The following is an 18,889-nucleotide window of genomic DNA, read 5'->3' as shown; positions in this document are numbered from 1 at the left end:
CGATTCGAAGATGTTGACAGGGTCACACCATATCAATTTCCGGTTAGACGATAATACGCTCCGAAGGCGACTTTTATGGGGTTGACTTGGGAACTCGTGGCAGATCGGTCTTTGAATTACGCGAAGGAACCACGTGAAGCTGTTCCGGTTGATTCGCGTCGGGCTTAGGCAACCACAAGAGCACGATGAAGCCCCAAAAGACCAGAAGAATCGCCCAGCGAATGAGCGTATCCGTCAATCTGCTGACCCACGCCTGGTGCCCCCACCACGAGGTCTGAGTCATGCAGTAAACTGCCAAAACCAATATCCAGAATGCAACGTGCGATCTCTGCCGTTTGGGAGGTGATTGAAATTGATTCACCAAGGGCGCGTCCTGCAACTCGATAGGCGAGACTTCATCTTTTGCGATCGTTTGAGGAGTCTCAGTGATCCGGTAGGGTTCCACGGTGCCCAGGTTTGAGGAAGATCGAAGTTGCTGCCGCAAACGTCGCGACGATGGCAAGCCGGACGAGGAACTCCTTTGCGAACTGGAACAATGAGGTATGCGAGATCGGAACAAAGAGCGAACTGAGGATCAGCAGATATATGGCGATCATCAGGACACCGAACCATCGTTTCATCTCTTGTCCCCTAGAATCACCCGAGCTTCAGTGATTCGTAGTCTACCACCATGATTGGGACCTCCGAGAGCATTACGGTCGCATGGTGGACAATCCGGAAGTCACGCGTTTTTGGGCGCGCGCAGTTTCGGTGGAAGAGAGCTTTTGCGCAACTCGCTTTGGGCAAACTTAGAGGAGCTTTCCGAGGACAGATTGCATCAGGCTTCCTGCGTCGGGCATGGGATTGCCGGTGGGCTGGCCATCGGTGGTGACGTGGCCGTTGGCGGTGACGTGGCTGATTAGAACGGGCAGAATCGTGGCCAGGCTGGATTTAACAGTGTCGGGAGACATGCCGGTGCGCTGGGCAATGCCGTCAATCAAGCCCGAGCCGGCAAGGGCCTGTTCGATTGCGCCGGGATCGGCGGCCTGTGTTTGTCCGCCGGCAAACTGCTGGACGAGACCGCCGGCGCCATTCTTCTGGAACTGCTGGATGAGCCCGGCGACTCCGCCAGTGCCGCCCAGTTCCTGCATCAGGCCACCGGCAACGGCGGCATGGTCCCCACCGCTCGAAAATCCTTTGGCGATTTCGGATACGGAATCAAAAAGGCTCATATCGATCTCCTGTTCTAACATGGGTGACTGCGAGTGGAGTATAGGGGTCGGACCCCCTGGCTTGCGAATGAATTTCAAGTGCGCGCTCTGCTGATCCTGCGCGGGAAAATGCGGTCAAGATTCGGACGTCCCTACGGGACTGGGGCTCATTTTGTTTGGCTTTCCCAGGGTTGCGCTGCGCTCCACCCTGGGCTATTTTCCCGCGTTCCCTCCGGGAACTTTGGGTAGTGGTGCCAAACTGCACCACTACCGAACTTTGCGGTTCCGTTGTCTCTTCCCGATCGCTGCGCGTTTCTTTCCTGGTCGCTGAATGTTCAGGGCAGCCATAGACGCCTCGGAGCGGAACCCAGAGAAGGTAAAAGTGGAAGGATGGATTGCAGCACGATGGGGTCGATTGCGGTGGGGTAAAAGAGCAACTGCGGGTTCCTCCACTCCCGTTGGTCGGTCGGAATGACAATGCGTGGGGGGAAAGCGACTCGTGCCGGGCAGCTCGATGTGATCCGGGATCGCGTCAATGACAAAGCGGGGAGAGAAGCGATGCGGCAGACGCCTGCGAGTGAATCATCAGGTAAAGGAAAGGCCGGAGCAGCGATGCTCCGGCCTTTGTTGCTTGCGACGATGTACCGGTTATCCTTTGACGCTTGCCAATTCGCGGGTTGCGGCGATTTCTTTTTCGACTTGCGTCAGGCAGTCTTCGAGGATGTCGAGAGCAACGGTGGCTTCGTCTTCGGTGACGATGAGCGGAGGGCAGAGGCGAATGGACGTTTCTCCGCAGCCGAGGATCATGAGGCCTTTTTCGAAGCAGAGGATCTCGACGCGGTTACGCAATTGAGGGGCGGGTTCGCGGGTGGTTTTGTCCTTTACCAACTCGACGCCGATCATGAGGCCGCGGCCGCGCACGTCGCCGACGAGCGGGTGGGTTGATTTCCATCCATGCAGGCGCTCGAGCATTTTGCCGCCTACTTTCGCGGCGTTGTCGATTGCCCCGTGCTCTAGGATATTGACGGTGGCGAGGGCCGCTGCGAGCGAAACCGGATTGCCGCCGAAGGTGGAAGCATGCGAGCCGGGAACCCAGTCCATGATTTCGGCGCGGCTCATGCAGACGCCGAGGGGCATGCCGCTGGCGATGCCTTTCGCCATGCAGACAATGTCGGGCTGCACGCCGGAGTGCTCGATGGCCCACCATTTGCCGGTGCGGCCTGCGCCCGATTGCACTTCGTCGACAACGAGAAGGATTCCATGACGGTCGCAGATGCCGCGCAGTTCGCGGAGGAAGTTGTCTGGTGCGACGACGTATCCACCCTCGCCCTGGATGGGTTCGACGAAGATTGCAGCCACCTCTTCGGGCGCGAGGATCGTCTTGAAGAGCTTCTCCTCGATATAGCGCGCGCAACCGAGGCTGAAGGCTTCTTCCTCCTGCGGGCCGCCAGTGCATCCGCGATAGGCATAGGGGTAGCGCACATGCGTGACGCCGGGAACAAGAGGAGAGAAACGGCGCTTCTGCTGGGGCTTGGATGCGGTAAGTGAAAGCGCGCCCATGGTGCGGCCATGAAATGCGCCGAGGAACGCGATGATGTGCTGGCGTCCCGTGTGATAGCGAGCCAGCTTCAGCGCGCACTCGATGGCCTCGGCGCCGGAGTTGCCGTAGAAAAACTTATGGGGACCCGGCATGGGGGCGACGGCGGAAAGTTTTTCGGCAAGGTCAGTCAGGGGCTCGTTGTAGAAATCGGTCCCTGAAATGTGAATCAGCTCGGCGGCCTGTTTCTGAATTGCGGCGACGACCTCGGGATGACAGTGGCCGGTGGAAGTGACGGCGATGCCCGCGGCAAAGTCGATGAACTCGTTGCCGTCCACATCTTCCACGCGAATGCCGCGTCCGCGTTTGGCAACGAGGGGGTAGGAACGCGTATAGCTGGGCGAGATGAGGCGGTCATCGGCGGCTACAGCCGCTTTGGCCCTGGGGCCGGGCAACGGTCCGACCAGTTTGGGCCCGAACTTTGCGTGCAACTCTTGTTTATTCATCTCTAGTCTCCTCGTCAGATTCGTTTGCGCGGCTCGCGATGTGGCAAAGCTGCGCCCCCAGGGGTAAGGGGCATTTCCATTGCGCAGACTCGGGACATCTGCGACAGAAGGCGAGGGCCTTCGGCGGTCAGGGACTAATCGCCGCCGAAGAGACTAGGTCGGGTGCGGATGGGCAGTATGCGGAGGTGACGCCGAGGACAGATGCACCGCGCACGGGCCCGCGACCAGCGTTTTGTGGCTGGTATCGGCTGCAGAGCGCTTGAAACGTGCCTTTGCATGAGGGCCCCCGCTGGGGTCAGGATAGCACGCGCGGACAATGGCTTTCTATCGGGGTGGATGCATGCCGGCTCCGAAAGAGCGTGGTGGCGGCTGGAACTTCTGCCACAACTAAGCGATGCGTACCAGCGTATAAACAGAGAGACCGCATCCAAATCTAGTTGTTGCTTCTTGATAAAGGTGACCGAATCGGATGACAAAGCTAAGTCTGGCGAACTGGCTGTTGGCCGATCAGAAGCGCCCCCAAGGAGCACACGGGTCATCTGAGACGGTCCATCCATGGTGGAGCGTCATGTGCCTTACGGGCGTGGATTACTTCTCCACGCTGGGCTACCAGCCGGGGATCGCATTTCTCGCGGCCGGCGTGCTGTCTCCCTTCGCCACGCTCGTGCTGGTGCTGGTTACCCTGTTTGCGGCGCTGCCGCTCTATAAGCGCGTCGCCCAAGCCAGCCCCAACGGGCAGGGTAGCATCGCCATGCTGGAGCGGCTGTTTCCCGAGTGGGGCGGCAAGATCTTCGTTCTGGTGTTGCTTGGATTCGCGACCACCGATTTCATCATCACCATGACGCTATCGGCTGCGGACGCGGCGGCACATTTCGTTCACAATCCCTTCGCACCGCAATGGCTGGCCAGCCCGATGCTGGTGACGCTGATGCTGCTGGCAATCCTGGGGGCGGTGTTCCTGAAGGGATTCAAGGAAGCCATTGGAATTGCGGTCGTTCTCGTGGCTGGATATCTTGTGTTGAACGCGATCGTCACCGCGCGCGCAGTCGTCGAGATATTGCATCATCCCGAGATCGTCTGGCAGTGGAGGGTTTCGCTTTTTGCGCAGCATCCGCATTGGCTCGGCATGGTTGCGATTTGCCTGCTGCTTTTTCCGCGCCTCGCACTGGGCCTGTCGGGATTCGAGACGGGCGTTGCCGTAATGCCCCTGATATCCGGTGAGGATATCAAGGCGCGCATCCGCAATACGCAAAAGCTGCTGACGACCGCTGCCGGCATCATGAGCGTGTTTCTGATTGCCACGAGCTTTGTGACGACCGTGCTGATTTCATCCAAGGCATTCGGCGACGGAGGAGAAGCCAACGGCCGCGCCATGGCCTACCTGGCGCATCGGTATTTCGGAAGCGTATTCGGGACTGTCTACGACGTCAGCACGATCCTGATTCTTGCGTTCGCCGGAGCCTCGGCCCTGGCGGGGCTGCTGAATCTGATTCCGCGCTATCTTCCGCGCTTTGGCATGGCTCCGGAGTGGGCCCGCGCCTCGCGGCCACTGGTGCTGGTCTTTATGGGCGTGGCGTTTTATGTCACCTATGCATTTCACGCCAACGTGGACGCACAAGGGGGCGCATATGCTACGGGGGTACTGGTGCTGATCACGTCAGCGGCATGCGCCGTTACGTTGTCGGTGAGGACGCTACGCGCACGCGTGACGTCTTTGCTGGTGACGTTGATATTTGTCTACACCACGCTGATGAATATCTGGGAGCGCCCGGAAGGGTTGAAGATTTCCTGCATCTTCATTGCATCGATGATGTTTGTTTCGTTTGTTTCGCGTGCGACGCGGTCGACGGAGCTTCGGATTACCGGCGTCGAATTCTCAGAGGATGCCGAGGCCTTCATTCGTTCCGCGGGCGATCAGCCGATTCGGATCATTTCTCATCGGCCCAAAGAGACGACGGTCGACGATCTTGACCAAACAGAAGCGTTTGTACGCGAAATCCAGGGTCTTCCAGAGCATGCGCGCATCCTCTTTCTCCAGGTGGAGCGCACCGATGCTTCGGAGTTCAACCAGCGCCTCACCGTGCAGGGCGAGAGGATTGGACGCCATTGCATTCTGCGCGCACGAAGCCCCATGGTGTCGAATTCCATTGCGGCATTGCTGATTCAAATCGAGAAGATGACAGGACACGTTCCGCATATCTATTTCAAGTGGAAGGAAGGAAATCCGGTAGCGAATATTTTCCAATTTCTCTTCCTCGGGGAGGGCGATGCGGCTCCGGTGACACACGAAGTATTGCGAAAGGCTGTGCCGGACATCGCGCGCCGGCCCATCGTCCATGTGAGCTGAAAACTCTGCGCTGCATAAGGCCGACCAAAACGAATAAGGCGCAATTTGCGAGAGGTAAAGGTGAGCGTCACAGGCTACGATGAATTCGACGCATGCCCTCTGTGACTGCAGACACCCCACATTCCGGCACCAAGTCGGCAACACGGTTCTCCATCGTGATGGCCTTCGCCAGTGTCTATTTTTTCTGGGGATCGACCTACACAGCGATCCGTATCGGCGCGGCGGAGATGCCGGCGCTGCTTCTGACCGGGGTGCGCTTTACGATTGCCGGCGCAATCCTGCTCGCATGGTGCCGCTGGCGGAGATTGCAGCTCCTGTTCCCTGCAAAAACAATGCTGATGCTGGGCATCATTGGCCTGTTGCTGCTGGGCTGCGGCAACCTCGGCCTTGTTTACGCAGAAGAGACACTACCCAGCGGCCTCTCGTCGCTTGTCCTTGCGGTCACGCCTCTCTACGTTGCCCTTATCGAAGAGTTTCTGCCGGGCGGAGAGCCCGTTCCGCGGCGCGGATGGCTGGGCATGGTGGTTGGCTTCGCTGGCCTCGCGGTGCTGCTCTGGCCCTCACTTCACATGGGACTCGCCGGCAATCGCTCGGTGCTGGCAGCAATCATCGCTCTGCTCGCCGGGGCCCTTGTGTGGACAGTGGGCAGCATCCTTTCGCGCCGAACCAAACTGCCGGTTAACAGCTTCGTCGCCGCATCGTGGCAGATGCTCTTTGCCGGAGTCTTCAACACCATGCTCGGATCGCTGCTTGGGCAGTGGCCACAGTTTCATCTGACTGGAGCGGCGATTGGATCCTTGGCGTGGCTGGTCACGGGAGGTTCACTGCTTGGATATACGGGTTTCATTTACCTGCTCGAGCACGTGCCCGTCGCCAAGGTTGCTTCCTATTCCTACGTCAACCCGATGGTCGCCGTGCTGCTCGGCGTCCTCATCCTGCACGAGCGTCCCCAAGCTGCGGAATTCATTGGCATGGCGGCAGTGGTATTCGCGGTGTTTCTGCTGACGACGGCACAGATGAAAGCGAAAGTCGCGTGATGTTGAACCACGCGCTCCTGCTCTTCAGCCGGATTCAGGATGCGGGCTTCTTGTCGAATGCGGTCGCCGGCACGAGCTGGGAATAGAAATCTCCATCGAGGACGACGGCGGTCCCTTCGAAGTCCTTCAGAGCCTGATCGTCGCCGGCTACGGTCATCCAGCAAACAGCGGCTTTTTTGAGCAGGCTGCAAGCGATCTCGAGGGTATACGGCATCTCGGGATGTCCCTTGGGATTTCCTTTGGCTCGCTCGATCCACAGGCTGTGGCTTCCCATGGCATAGGTTCCGTACACGGGGTCGCCGAAATCGAAGGATTTCCTTGGCCCTTCGGAACTGCCTTCGGCAAACCCGGGAAGATCTTTGGCCGTCATAATCTGGCCGAAGCAATCGAAGGGCAGCGCCATGACCGCAAGAAAAGACGGGGGGGCTGCATGTCGCGCGCTGATCGGAATCTGAATGCACGCGATCTCTTTCTTTTCGTCGTCGGATTTCGCTGTCGCGGCTTGTTGCTGTTTTACCTCGGGGAGCGTGGATTGCGCGTCAATCGCATCCCAGCCTTGAGGAATGTGGTAGGTGAATCCCAAGTCCTCGGGGGTAGGAGCAGCGGCGGGGGGAGCCTGCGCAAGGACGGGGGCGGCCAGAAGAAGAAGAATGGGTGCAAGATTGCGCATGGTCATTTCGCCGCAAGTCTACCACGGAGCGAGAGGCTGCGTTGGTCACGGCAGGCGCCGCGCGCCCTAATTGAGCAGCAACACCGAGAGGGCAGAAGCAATGCCGCAGAGGGAGAACACGACGCCGAGGTACCAGTAGATCCGGCTGCGCGTAAGGAGCGTAACAGAGGTGATGACGAGACCGATTTCAAGCAGGGCTTCAGAGAGGTCGAAGCGATCGGCGCGGGCTTCGGCGTGTTTCACTTCAGCTTGCAGTTCCTCGGCTTTCTTTTGCTCTTCCGGCAGCTCGATCTTCCACTTGGCCTGATGGTCGGCGTCGTCCTTCAAAGTCTTCGAGGCCGTTTCCTTGTCGGTTGCGGGCATGATCATCAGGATGTCGTCGGCGTGCTTCGTAATTTCAGAGCGAATCTTCTTTGCCTGGTATTGATTCCATTGATCGGTCGCCCTGTTCTGGTTGAGTACGGCTTCGGTGTGGGTGCGATGGCCGAGGACGGTGGTGATGGCGACCAGCACGGCCACCACGCTCATGGTAAAGGCGACAGGGCGCAGCCCGGATTCGCTCGATCCGTGCTCTGCGTGCTCCTTTAATTCCTGGACTTCGTTAGCTTCCATGGGGCGTGATGTTCTCCGTGACGAATGTGCCGGAGCAGCGTCATTTCCGCTTCCAGCGCACGCCGTCTTTCGAATCTTCGATGATGATGCCTTTTTCTGTCAGCTCTTTGCGAATCTGATCGGCGCGGGCAAAGTCGCGACGCTTCTTGGCGGCATCGCGCTCGGCAAGCAGCGCGTTGATGGCTTCGTCTGTCAGTGACTGCTGCGCCAGCAGCTCCGGTGCGACGTCGGCGATGCGGCCTTCCTGCCGGGCCCACTCAACGGCGCGCCGCGTGGGCTCGGTATCGCGGTCTTCGATGACGGCAAACACGGCATCGAATGCGGCGAGCACCGCAGCAACTGCGTCGCGATCGGCCTGGAAGAACTTGCCCTGATCCATGGCGGTATTGGAGAGACGGACCAGTTCGAAGATGGGCGCGCGCGCCTCGGCGGTATTCAGGTCATTGGCGAGAGCGGCCAGATAGTCCACATGAGCTTTCGATGCGGCGGACTGGACTTCGAGATTTTCACCAGCGGGGAATGCGCCCTTCACAAGCCGGTCGTGAAAGGTGCGCAGGCGGTCGATGGCTGCGGTGGCATCGACGAGTCCGTCGAAGGTGAAATTGAGCTGATGGCGGTAGGGCACCGAGATCAATGCCAGCCGGATCGCCGAAGCTTTGTAACCTTTGAGCAGCAGATCGCGAAGGGTATAGAAGTTGCCCTCGCTCTTTGACATTTTGCGTCCGTCGACGAGCAGAAAACGCACATGCATCCAGTGATGGGCGAGCGGTTTGTGGGTGACGGTTTCGCTCTGCGCAATTTCGTTTTCGTGATGGGGAAACATCAGGTCTTCGCCGCCTGCATGGAGATCGAAGCTGTCGCCAAGGTAGTTCATCGACATTGCGGAGCACTCGATGTGCCATCCGGGGCGACCGCGTCCGATTGCGGTTTGCCACGAAGTTTCGCCGGGTTTGGCGGCCTTCCAGAGGGCGAAGTCGCGTGCGGAGTCCTTTTCGTACTCGTCGACATCCACGCGGGCGCCATCCTCCATTCCGCTCAGATCCTTCTTGCTCAGCTTGCCGTATTCCGGAAATGACTTGAGCCGAAAGTACCAGGAGCCGTCATCGGTCTGGTAGGCCGCGCCGGCCTCCGCCAGTTTCTGAATCAGGTCGACCATGCGCGGGATGTTCTCGGTGGCTCGCGCAATGATCTCGGGCCGCTCCACTTGCAGAGCTTCCAGGTCCTCAAAGAACGCGTCGACGTACTTGGGCGTGTACTCGCCGATCGGCACTCCGACAGAAGCCGCGTTACGGATGATTTTGTCGTCGACGTCGGTGATGTTCATAACGTGGCGAAGCGGCATCCCCACGAGCTTGAGGAAGCGGCGCAGCACGTCAATTTCGAGAAATGTGCGGAAGTTGCCGATGTGTCCATAGTCGTAGACGGTGGGCCCGCACGCGTACATACGCAACTCTTTTCCATCCATGGGGACGAGTTCGTCGACTTGTCCTGAGAGGGTATTGAACAGGCGCAGAGGCATTGGGGTGGCGGGCAGGCGACTCATATTTCGGGTCAACGACAGAGACAAATTGGCCTTTCTGATTGTAGCAGTGGGGATTACGGGTGGGATTCTGGTTACCTTTGAGGCGGAAACTGTGACCTTGACTTCGTCGTATGCTTGGTGCAAGGCGGCGTGTGGTCGTCGGCAATCCGATGGATGATTACGTCTTATCTTTACTTTGCGACCCGGATACGCGCTATGCCCTGGAGATGGCCGGCGGCAATCTGCGCAATACGGCGACAGGACGCATTTATCCCATCCGCGACGGCATTCCTCTTTTTGTCAGTACAGTCACCGGATCGAACCTGAAATATCAGACACTCTACGATCGCATCGCGCCGGGCTATGATCTGGCCGAGCAACTCTATCACTGGTTCATGCGGAAGCCCAACTACCGGCTCGATTTTATTGGCGAACTTGAATTGAGACCGAACGCCCGGGTGCTTGAAACGTCGGTGGGCACAGGCGCGAATCTGCGTTTTCTTCCGCGCGACATTGACTTCTATGGAGTCGATATTTCGTGGGGAATGCTGAAAAAATGCCAGCGCAATCTGCTCGTTTGGAAGCGGAACGCTCACATCTTCCAGGCCGAGGCCGAACGGCTGCCGTTCAAGGTGGAAGCTTTCGACTGCGTATTTCACGTGGGCGGCATCAATTTCTTCACCGACAAGGTGCGCGCCATCAAGGAGATGATCTGGGTGGCGAAGCCGGGCACCAAGATCGTGATCGTGGACGAGACGGAGCGCACCATCCGGGAAAACTATCAGCGGACGCCGGTGGTCAGGAAAAGTTTTGGGCCGGGAACCGAAAAGGTACGATGCCCCGTCGACCTCGTACCCGGCGAGATGAAGGACATTTCCGCGAAGGAGATTTGCGGGGGGAAGCTGTACTGTCTCACGTTTCGAAAACCATAGAGCGCTGATTTGTTTGCGGACGGCTTTGGATCAGAGACAGAATCAGCGACCCAGAGCGAGCGACGGGTCGGCCGTGAGATCAGGTGCGGCAAACTCGCCGGCAACGAAGCGTGGCCACGCTGCTGCCGCAATCATGGCTGCATTGTCCGTCGAGAGCGCGAGGGTCGGAAATGCGATTTGAATGCCGCGTCGCGCCGCTTCTGCGGTGAAGCGCTCGCGCAGTTCGCGATTGGCGGCCACGCCGCCGGTGACGAGGATACGGCCGGCGTCGAGGGATTCTGCGGCGGCAAAGGTCTTCTTCATCAGGTCGCCGATAACGGCGTGCTGAAAGCTGGCGATGAGGTCGAGTGTCGGCTGAGGGCATAAGGCCAGAGCATCTTCTTTCGTTTGCGGCGGGCGCCCGGCGGCCAGCATGCGTGGAACGCGCGCGGCTGCCTCTTCGCGCATGCTGTGCAACTCGACATAGCGCAGGACCGCGGTCTTGATTCCTGAAAACGAAAACAGAAAATGCGGGTCGAGTGCGGCGATGGGCGCGGTTTTCGCGGCCTTGGTGCGTGGAGCTTTGCCGCCGAGATGCGCCTTGGTCTTGATTTGCGCAAACGCGAAGGGCACCGCATGCGGGTTGCCGAAGCGAGCCAGCGCATCGATCCACGGGCCGCCGGGATAGGCGAGGCCCAGCAGCTTGGCGACCTTGTCGAACGCTTCGCCGGCTGCGTCGTCGAGGGTGCGGCCGATGAGCGCGTATTGCCACGTTCCGTCCGAGGGTTGAGCGAGGTAAAGGTGCGTGTGTCCGCCGGAGACGACGAGAGCTAACGCAGGCTCGTCGGTTTCAGCGTGACGACCGTTTGTCGAGGACCGCTCCTGCAGCAGCACTGCGTGAATGTGTCCTTCGAGATGATTGACGGCGATGAGCGGCAGCACTTGCGCGAAGGCGAGCGCCTTGGCATAGGTGATGCCGACCAGCAATGCCCCTGCAAGCCCCGGGCCGGACGTGACAGCGATGGCATCAAGATCGGCCAGGGTTACGCCTGCTTCGGCAAGCGCTGCGCGGACCACGGGGACGATGGCGCGCAGATGCTCGCGGCTGGCCAGCTCAGGGACGACTCCGCCGTAGCGGAGGTGGGTGGCGATCTGCGAAGCGACAACGGACGATAGGGTGCGGGCACCGCGCTCGACCACGGCGGCGGCAGTTTCGTCGCAGGAGGATTCAATACCGAGGATGAGGCCGCGAGGCATACTGCAAGTTTAACGGGCTCGAATCTGGGGCCCGAGACGGACTATCCTCAAGCAGAGAGATGTTGCCAACTTCGCCCCAATTCGAAGCCGCGCTGGAGATTCTCAAGACGCTGCGCACAGCGGGCTACGAGGCATACCTTGCCGGCGGATGTGTGCGCGATCTGCTGCTGGGCCGCGCGCCCGAGGACTACGACGTTGCGACTTCGGCGACGCCCGATGTTGTTCTCGATATGTTTCCGCGCACGTTTGCGGTGGGCGCGCACTTTGGTGTGGTGCTGGTGGCTTCGGAGATCGGCGGCGGCTGCAAGGATGGCACCGTGGAAGAGCGGTGTGTGACGGAGGTAGCGACGTTCCGGTCGGATGGCGTGTATTCCGATGGGCGGCATCCCGACGCGGTGCGCTACACGCGGACGGCTGCGGAGGATGTGCATCGACGCGATTCTACGATCAACGGACTGCTGCTGGACCCGTTGCGCGAATCGGGTGACCTTCGTTCCGACGTTATCGATTATGTCGGAGGCCTCGACGATCTCGATGCGGGAGTGATCCGCGCCATCGGCCGCCCGGAGAAACGTTTCGAAGAAGATCAGCTTCGCCTGCTGCGCGCGGTTCGCTTTGCCGCGCGATTTGGGTTTGTACTCGAATCGGCAACTTTCAACGCGATGCGCAAACTCGCGGCGCGCATTCATGCGGTGAGCCGGGAGCGCATCCGCGAAGAGCTGACGAAGATGCTGACGGAGGGGCATGCGCGGCGGGCGTTTGAACTGCTTGATGAAACCGATCTGCTGGTGCAGGTGCTGCCTGAAGTTTCAAGGATGAAGGGTGTCGCGCAGCCGCCGCAGTTTCATCCCGAAGGCGACGTATGGATCCACACGTTGATGCTGCTGGAGCAACTGGAGCCCGGCTGTGCGATGACGCTGGCGTGGGGCGCGCTGCTGCACGACGTGGGCAAGCCGCCGACGTATCGCGAAGCACCCGACCGCATTCGTTTTGACGGTCATGTAGAAGTGGGCGTGGCCATCGGTGCGGAGATCTGCCGACGGTTTCGCTTCTCGAACGAAGAAACGCGCCAGATTCTTGCGCTGATCGAGAATCATATGCGCTTTGCCGATGCACCGCGGATGAAGGCTTCGACGCTGAAGCGCTTTTTCCGTCTTGAGAGTTTTCCCGAGCACCTGGCCCTGCACCGGATGGATTGCCTGGCTGCGCATCGCAATATCGATATCTGGAACTTCGTCCGCGAGCGGTACGAATCCATGCCCGAGGAAGCCGTACGGCCTGCGCCATTGATTAGCGGGCGGGAATTGATTGCGGCAGGTTATACGCCGGGTCCGGCATTCAAAGAGGTGCTTCGAGCGGTTGAGGACGCGCAACTGGAAGGTTCGATCACAACCGAGGAAGAGGCTATGGCACTGGTCAGGGAAAAATTGGGACCTGCGTGAAGTTGAACCTCTGACTCACCGATCATGCGATCAGCGCACGCCTCAACGCACGCGGTGGAATGTGCGGCTCCAGCGCGTGTCGGTGAAGAAGTGGATCGCGACGTGGCCCATCCATGCCAGTTGATTTCCAAGGCCCTTTTTATCCTCCTGATCTTCAGGAGTTTTGAAGGACCAGTAGTTGAAGAGAGGCCGGCCCATGATGTTCTCGCGCGGGACGAGGCCCCAGAAGCGCGAATCGAGGCTGGCGTGTCGATGATCGCCCATCATGAAGTACTTGCCGGGCGGCACGACGAGGTCGCCGTTCTCAATGTGGTTAGGCAGATCAACCACCCACGTGGTGACAGCACCGTGTGAGTCCTCCACGGTCGGCAGGACTGACGGAAACTCGTCGGCGTAGGCGCGTTCGCTGGGGGCAATCGGAGTGTCGAGGCCTTCTTTGGGCATGGGCTGCGCGACACCATTGATGAAGACCGTTCCATCGTGGAGATGAATACGATCGCCAGGCATGCCGACCAGGCGCTTGACGAGGATGGCATAGACCGGGTTGCCATCGGCGTCGGGTTCGGGCTGAGGCGCGGGACGATAGAAGACAACGATGTCGCCGCGCTGGGGGTTGCGGTGATGGACCAGCGGCATCCAGCTTGTGGCGGGGCTAAACGTGATGCGATCGACGAGCAGATGATCGCCGACGAGCAGGGTGTCTTCCATCGATCCGCTGGGGATTACGAAATTCTGACCGAGAAGCTCGAGCGCGAACAGGCCGATGACAAGGACCGAACAGATGCCGGCGATCGTCTCGAAGGGAGTCTCATTCGGCGGCGCTGCAGGTGCGGGAGGAGCATCAGAGGCCGATTCGCGGGTTCCTTTCCTTGCCATCCATTGCTCCGGTGATTTTCTGCTGATCCTGAGAGACCTGCATTTACTTTATCGCACAGGACGAAGCGGGGCGCAGCTAACCGAGGACTGCCTGAAGCGGTCGCGCGCAGTTCTGATCGAGCACGTATGCAAGCCAATCTTCGGGCTGGGGCAGATTGGAGAGGTCGGCTTCGCCCGAGTCAAGGAATGACTCGAAGAGGATTTTGTAGAGTCCGCGGCGGCCGGCGAGTTTTTTATGGCGTGCGCGGAGGAATTCGAAACGGAATGGGGATGCCGGCTCGAATTCAGCAAGAAATTCGCGCGAGAAGAATCGATGCGAGCGGGCAACGGCCATAAGGATGAGTGATCGCCAGCTCATGCGCAGGAGGCGTTTGAGTGCGGGGTCTCCGTGGGGCAACTGCTCGATTTTGTCGGCCACCTTTTCGCTGAAGGCGAGCAACTGTCGCACGAGATGGTCGAGCGGGAGACCGGCGGCGGCGGTGCGCGAAAACAAAGTAGCAGCTCCGTGCTTCAGATCATCCTGCACATCCTGGAGATCATCGCCTAGCTGCAATAGGACGCCCCAGTCGAAAGCGAACCGCGCCACGTCGTCCGAGAGGAATCCATGCGAGAGACAGGCATCGGCGAGGACCGACGTACCGCCCTTCGCGGAGGTCAATCGGAGCAGTTCGGGATCGCTGGCGCGGGGGCTGCGCTTTAATTGCGCCATGCTGTTTTCCTGCGCCTGATGGATGGCCAGCAGGCATTCGTAGACGCGGGGAAAGCGAGGTCGGGGGAACTGCTCTTCAATCAATCGCACCATGGCCCACACCGCGGATTCATGACTTTCGCGCGGCACGAGGGGCAGGCCGCACAGCCGGTCGCGAAAGCGCGTGCTGAATTCGAGTTTGCGACTGGTGGATATTTTTTCGGAATCGAGATAGTTGTCGCTGTAGGGATAGAGCAGGCTGTAGCCGAGGATCGACGGCGTCATCTGCATGCGGTCACCGAGCAGAGGCTGGATTCCGCAGACAGTCCAGGCATTGCGACAGGCCTGGATCGTATCGGCCATGGTGAGGTTTGGATCGAAGCGCCGTGCCCACTGGGCAAACTGCGTGCCGATGGGGAGGAAACCGTTCGAGAGCAGATGGACGGCATCGTCTTCAAGGCCGAGAGCGACGGAGGCAAACGGCGGAAAGACGGCTACGATGCGGCGTTGAGCGGCGATGCGGTCTGATCGGCTGTGCCGCGCCTGCTTTGCTTCGCACTCAACGGTGCGGAGAGCTTCGTCGTAAGCGTCCTCTTTTCGCTGCTGCTCGGCGGCCGAAAACCGGGGACCGTCTTCGGCGCGGAAGATGCCGCAGGATTGCCACTCCCCGATAGTCGCGGAGACCTGGGACTCGACCCACGACCAGTTGTAGGTACGCTCCATGTCATGAGTGATTACGGATTGCCGGGTCGAACGGTTCCAGTGACGGTGGTTAGGCGGAATGGGCAGATCGGTGCTGCAGTGCAGCCGGTTTCGTGGCATATTGGCTGACATGCATGTAACGCGTAAGACGAACCAGGAGCTGGAGGTAGTGGACAGCCTCATCTGGCTTTCGGTTTTGTTTTTGTGTGTTTTTGCAGGGTTCGCCTACAGGGTCTATCTCGAGCCGAGCAGAAATTCCGGGTTTGGTCTGGGACTTGTCCTGCTTTTCGTGATCGTTCCGTTGCGCAAAGAGACCGTGGTTTTCGATGCGGCTTTACAACAGGTGCGATGGAAGCGGCTGCGCATGTTCAAGGTCGCTACCGGGTCGATTCCTTTCAGCGCGATCACGGGGATCGGGATTGAAGCGCTGGCCAGCGGCCGTGGCGGAGCGACTTACCGCCTCGCGATTCAAACCGCCGACAACAAGCCGGTTCCGATGTCGGATGCATATGGAAATAGCCGCGCTCATTATGAGTCATTACAGGCGGAGATTCTGGAGTTTTTACATCTCGATGCCGCGAAGGCTGCACCGGCTTACGACGTCGGGGATGAGGAATCGATTCGGTCGCTTCTGATGGAGGGACGGAAGGTGGAAGCGATCAAGCTCATGCGCAGCAGCCAAAAGATCGGACTCGCCGAGGCTGTGGATCAAGTGGATGCGATCGCGCAGAAGATGAAGGCCGCAAAGTAGCGGAGTCGCACAAGATCGAACAGATCGTCTTTGTCCCTGCTCGCTCGGCGACAATGGGGATGTGCCGGGGGAAATGCGCAAATTCGATGTGATTGTGCTGGGGGCGGGCGCGGCCGGGCTGATGTGTGCTGCGGTGGCGGGCCAGCGCAATCGCCGGGTTCTGTTGGTGGAGCACAATACGCAACCCGGGCGGAAGATATTGATCTCCGGCGGAGGACGCTGCAACTTCACCAACATTCACTGCACGCCGGCAAACTTTATCTCGGAGAATCCGCACTTTGCGAAGTCGGCGCTGGCGCTTTACGAGCCGAGCCACTTTCTTGAGCTGGTCGAGCGCTATGGAATCAAGTGGCACGAAAAGACGCTGGGGCAACTTTTCTGCGATCACTCGGCGCGGCAGATCGTGGATATGCTGCTGGCAGAGTGCGAACGGGGGCATGTTGAAGTTTTGCTGAATGCGCGCGGGATTGCGGTCGAGGGCACGTCCGGTGCATTTCGGGTTGAGTGCTCTGCGGGCATGTTCACCGCGGGTGCATTGGTGGTGGCTACTGGCGGGCTGTCGATTCCGAAGATGGGGGCGACGGGCCTTGTGTACGAACTGGCGCAGCAGTTCGGGCTGAAGGTCGTCGAACCGCGACCGGCGCTGGTGCCGCTGGTGTTGGGCGGCCGGGAGAAAAGCTGGGTGGAACTGGCCGGAGTCGCCGCCGACGTGACGGTGCACGCCGGAAGTGGACCGAAGTTTCGCGAAAAGCTGCTGGTGACGCATCGCGGATTGAGTGGTCCAGCGGTGTTGCAGGCTTCGTCGTACTGGCGGCCGGGCGAGGTGATTCATGTCGATTTCGTACCGGACGCGAACGGGCAGGGCAGGCTGCTCGAGGCGTTACGCGGAGATGGAGGGCGCCGGGATGCGGTTGCTTTCAAACAGGAACTGCGCGCTGTGCTTCCGCAGAGGCTGGCGGGGCATCTGGCCGAGGTGGGCGCTCCGGCGGGATGGAGCAATTTGGCTCTCGATGCGGCGGAGCGCAATCTGCGCAACTGGCCGTTTCATCCGGCCGGCACGGAGGGGTTTGAGAAGGCCGAGGTGACGGCGGGAGGGGTGGATACCGACGGACTGAATTCAAAAACGATGGAGGCGCGTGCGGTCCCAGGGCTCTTCTTTATCGGCGAAGGGGTCGATGTGACCGGGCACCTGGGCGGGTTCAACTTTCAGTGGGCCTGGGCTTCGGCGGTGGCGGCGGGACGGGAGGTGTGAAGGGACGAGGGAATAAGGCAAGGGGGTGCTGAAGGTTATTGCGGTGATGGGGTGCTTGGCGGGTTGTTGGCTGGGGTGGGGGCAATCATGGACGCTGGCGGGGCTAGCGGCTTGGTGGGTGGCGTGAGGACGAATCCTTTGCGGACGAGGACGAAGCCTTGCTGGGGAAGCTCGGCCTGGAGTAGCTGGTTTTCAGAGCCGGAAAAGAGATCTGTCGACGTACCGGCGATGGTGGCGATGAGGTGGTGGACGGTGATGGGCTTGGCGTCGAGAGTTCCCTGCTCGTCGGGATAAGTGGCGAGCTGGATGGGTGAGGTGGATCCGGCCTGCTTGGGAAGGATGGCCCAGAGGTCACGATTGTTGGTGGCGGCGGCGATAGTGAGAAGCGTCTGCAGGGCTCCGGGATCGAAGTCGGGGAGAAAAACGGCTGATTTGTGGGCGTCGAGGCGCGTGGTGTTGGCGCGGCCGTTGGCCGAGATGTTCATGAGGAACTGCGCGCCGTCGGGCTTGGCAACGATGTTGACGGCGGAGTTGTTGACGATGGCGCTGAGCTGGACGTGAAGTAAGCCGCTTGCGGGAGACAGCTCCTCGGTTTTGGAGAGGGAGTAGTTGAGGCCCTGCATATCGACGCGGAGCAGGGAGGTGGAGTCAACGCCGGTGGGTTTGGATGTGAAGGTGAAGCTGGCGGTGCCGACGGGTTTGCCGTTCTGGCTGACGGCAAAGCTGGCGGACTGGGCCACGGCTGAGGCCGAAGCGCTGAGAAGAACGAAGGCAAAAAGTCCCGCGGACGGGATCAGGGTGCGAAAACGCATCTTGTTCTTTCCTATTTCATTAGACACGGAAGTGTACATGAGGTTGTGGAAGGTGGCAGCGGGGTGAGGTATGTCCGTAGGGAGACCCCCCTCCCCCATCCATACTCTGTAAACAAAGTCTGTGGAATCTTGAGCTTAGTGAAGCGGGGTCCCCGCCAAAGTCGTCTCCTAAAAGAACTTACCCGCAGAGTCGTCTCAGGAAAGAGGTTAGGGGACGGGAACGAGGGACAAGGGAACAAGGGACAAAGGGACAAGTGTCGCGTTGGGGTTTGCCGTATGGAATCAGGGTAGCAAGGTGCGCGAAATAATCTGCAAAATCGGGCCTCGGAATCTGCAGGCTTCTTCACTGCTCTGCAGGTAGCCGTTTGAGCCCGTTTTGACCAGTGGCAGTCGCGCACAGAACTGGGCGAACACGTCTGACACTTCTGGATCGGCGGTATTCTCTCGAAACCCGAAAGAAGTGAGCTCTCCCTCCGTCCCACGCTGGACGAGTCCATTGGCGATGGTGCGCTCGTCGACCACCCGCAAGAGACCCCAAGGCGGAACTTCGCTTGCTGGTATGAATCACCTTGAAAGCCGCAATGTCGAAGCCGCATGAGCCGTTTCGCCTGATATGGAGTGACCCTGTCAACCCTGCGGAGTCGATGGGGTTGCTTTTGTCGTTGTCGTTGTTTTTGCTTTTCCCCGAGGACAGAGCGAGCAGCAGCCTGGGCAGGTTTGAGCGACGATTGATCAGTCTGATATTCGCGGGTCGGAACCGCATAATCATGATCCGTC

Annotated in this window: 17 protein-coding genes; 6 read left to right on the top strand and 11 right to left on the bottom strand. The window is 59.7% G+C overall.

Features of this window, described 5'->3' with window-relative positions; genetic code table 11:
• Positions 1–73 precede the first annotated feature (73 nt).
• From WCA10_RS14845 to WCA10_RS14830, 4 genes are all read right to left on the bottom strand, one after another.
• A complete protein-coding gene (locus WCA10_RS14845; RefSeq protein ID WP_472823314.1) occupies positions 74–283 on the bottom strand; it encodes a hypothetical protein in 210 nt (69 codons plus the stop codon).
• 139 nt (positions 284–422) lie between these two features.
• Complete coding sequence (locus WCA10_RS14840) at positions 423–620, bottom strand: hypothetical protein (protein ID WP_472823313.1); 198 nt, start codon at positions 618–620, stop codon at positions 423–425.
• Positions 621–788: 168 nt separating this feature from the next.
• Complete coding sequence (locus WCA10_RS14835) at positions 789–1,211, bottom strand: YidB family protein (RefSeq protein WP_472823312.1); 423 nt, start codon at positions 1,209–1,211, stop codon at positions 789–791.
• Between the two features lie 627 nt (positions 1,212–1,838).
• Complete coding sequence (locus WCA10_RS14830) at positions 1,839–3,233, bottom strand: acetyl ornithine aminotransferase family protein (RefSeq protein ID WP_472823311.1); 1,395 nt, start codon at positions 3,231–3,233, stop codon at positions 1,839–1,841.
• A 469-nt stretch (positions 3,234–3,702) separates the two neighbouring features.
• Between WCA10_RS14830 and WCA10_RS14825 the strand changes: the two genes are divergently transcribed.
• Together WCA10_RS14825 and WCA10_RS14820 are read left to right on the top strand one after the other, a co-directional pair.
• Positions 3,703–5,580 carry an APC family permease gene (locus tag WCA10_RS14825; RefSeq protein ID WP_472823310.1) on the top strand — a complete coding sequence of 626 codons (1,878 nt, stop codon included), beginning with the start codon at positions 3,703–3,705 and terminating at the stop codon, positions 5,578–5,580.
• A gap of 92 nt (positions 5,581–5,672) precedes the next feature.
• On the top strand, positions 5,673–6,617 hold the full coding sequence (locus tag WCA10_RS14820) for an EamA family transporter (RefSeq protein WP_472823309.1): 945 nt from the start codon (positions 5,673–5,675) through the stop codon (positions 6,615–6,617).
• A gap of 34 nt (positions 6,618–6,651) precedes the next feature.
• On the opposite strand, the gene WCA10_RS14815 is transcribed toward WCA10_RS14820, so the two are convergent.
• From WCA10_RS14815 to cysS, 3 genes are all read right to left on the bottom strand, one after another.
• Positions 6,652–7,287: a hypothetical protein gene (locus WCA10_RS14815; protein WP_472823308.1), complete on the bottom strand. Its 636-nt coding sequence runs from the start codon at positions 7,285–7,287 to the stop codon at positions 6,652–6,654.
• Between the two features lie 66 nt (positions 7,288–7,353).
• Positions 7,354–7,899, bottom strand: a complete 546-nt coding sequence (locus WCA10_RS14810) for a DUF4337 domain-containing protein (protein ID WP_472823307.1) — start codon at positions 7,897–7,899, stop codon at positions 7,354–7,356.
• 40 nt (positions 7,900–7,939) lie between these two features.
• Positions 7,940–9,418 carry a cysteine--tRNA ligase gene (gene cysS / locus WCA10_RS14805; protein WP_472823315.1) on the bottom strand — a complete coding sequence of 493 codons (1,479 nt, stop codon included), beginning with the start codon at positions 9,416–9,418 and terminating at the stop codon, positions 7,940–7,942.
• A gap of 134 nt (positions 9,419–9,552) precedes the next feature.
• Here cysS and WCA10_RS14800 point away from each other — a divergent pair, with 134 nt between their 5' ends.
• Positions 9,553–10,353, top strand: a complete 801-nt coding sequence (locus WCA10_RS14800; protein ID WP_472823306.1) for a methyltransferase domain-containing protein — start codon at positions 9,553–9,555, stop codon at positions 10,351–10,353.
• 42 nt (positions 10,354–10,395) lie between these two features.
• Here the strand turns inward: WCA10_RS14800 and tsaD are convergent, their stop codons facing one another.
• Complete coding sequence (gene tsaD, locus WCA10_RS14795; RefSeq protein ID WP_472823305.1) at positions 10,396–11,589, bottom strand: tRNA (adenosine(37)-N6)-threonylcarbamoyltransferase complex transferase subunit TsaD; 1,194 nt, start codon at positions 11,587–11,589, stop codon at positions 10,396–10,398.
• Between the two features lie 59 nt (positions 11,590–11,648).
• Between tsaD and WCA10_RS14790 the strand changes: the two genes are divergently transcribed.
• Entirely contained in the window at positions 11,649–13,031 is a 1,383-nt protein-coding gene (locus WCA10_RS14790; protein ID WP_472823304.1) for a CCA tRNA nucleotidyltransferase, read from the top strand.
• A gap of 42 nt (positions 13,032–13,073) precedes the next feature.
• Here WCA10_RS14790 and lepB read toward each other — a convergent pair whose 3' ends face one another.
• Positions 13,074–13,907, bottom strand: a complete 834-nt coding sequence (gene lepB, locus WCA10_RS14785) for a signal peptidase I (RefSeq protein ID WP_472823303.1) — start codon at positions 13,905–13,907, stop codon at positions 13,074–13,076.
• A gap of 76 nt (positions 13,908–13,983) precedes the next feature.
• On the bottom strand, positions 13,984–15,417 hold the full coding sequence (locus WCA10_RS14780; protein ID WP_472823302.1) for a hypothetical protein: 1,434 nt from the start codon (positions 15,415–15,417) through the stop codon (positions 13,984–13,986).
• 10 nt (positions 15,418–15,427) lie between these two features.
• On the opposite strand from WCA10_RS14780, the gene WCA10_RS14775 reads away from it, so the two are divergent.
• Positions 15,428–16,048, top strand: coding sequence for a hypothetical protein (locus WCA10_RS14775; protein WP_472823301.1), 621 nt, complete (start codon positions 15,428–15,430; stop codon positions 16,046–16,048).
• A gap of 73 nt (positions 16,049–16,121) precedes the next feature.
• Positions 16,122–17,300 (top strand): BaiN/RdsA family NAD(P)/FAD-dependent oxidoreductase, encoded by a 1,179-nt coding sequence (locus WCA10_RS14770; protein ID WP_472823300.1) that lies wholly within the window; start codon positions 16,122–16,124, stop codon positions 17,298–17,300.
• Between the two features lie 35 nt (positions 17,301–17,335).
• Here the strand turns inward: WCA10_RS14770 and WCA10_RS14765 are convergent, their stop codons facing one another.
• Positions 17,336–18,112: a hypothetical protein gene (locus tag WCA10_RS14765; protein ID WP_472823299.1), complete on the bottom strand. Its 777-nt coding sequence runs from the start codon at positions 18,110–18,112 to the stop codon at positions 17,336–17,338.
• Positions 18,113–18,889: the final 777 nt, after the last annotated feature.

Origin of the sequence: Occallatibacter sp. (assembly GCF_049582745.1) — a bacterium.
Classification (GTDB): Bacteria; Acidobacteriota; Terriglobia; order Terriglobales; family Acidobacteriaceae; genus Telmatobacter.
The sequence above is the reverse complement of the archived record's forward strand: the minus strand, read 5'-3'. Positions and strand labels throughout refer to the sequence as shown.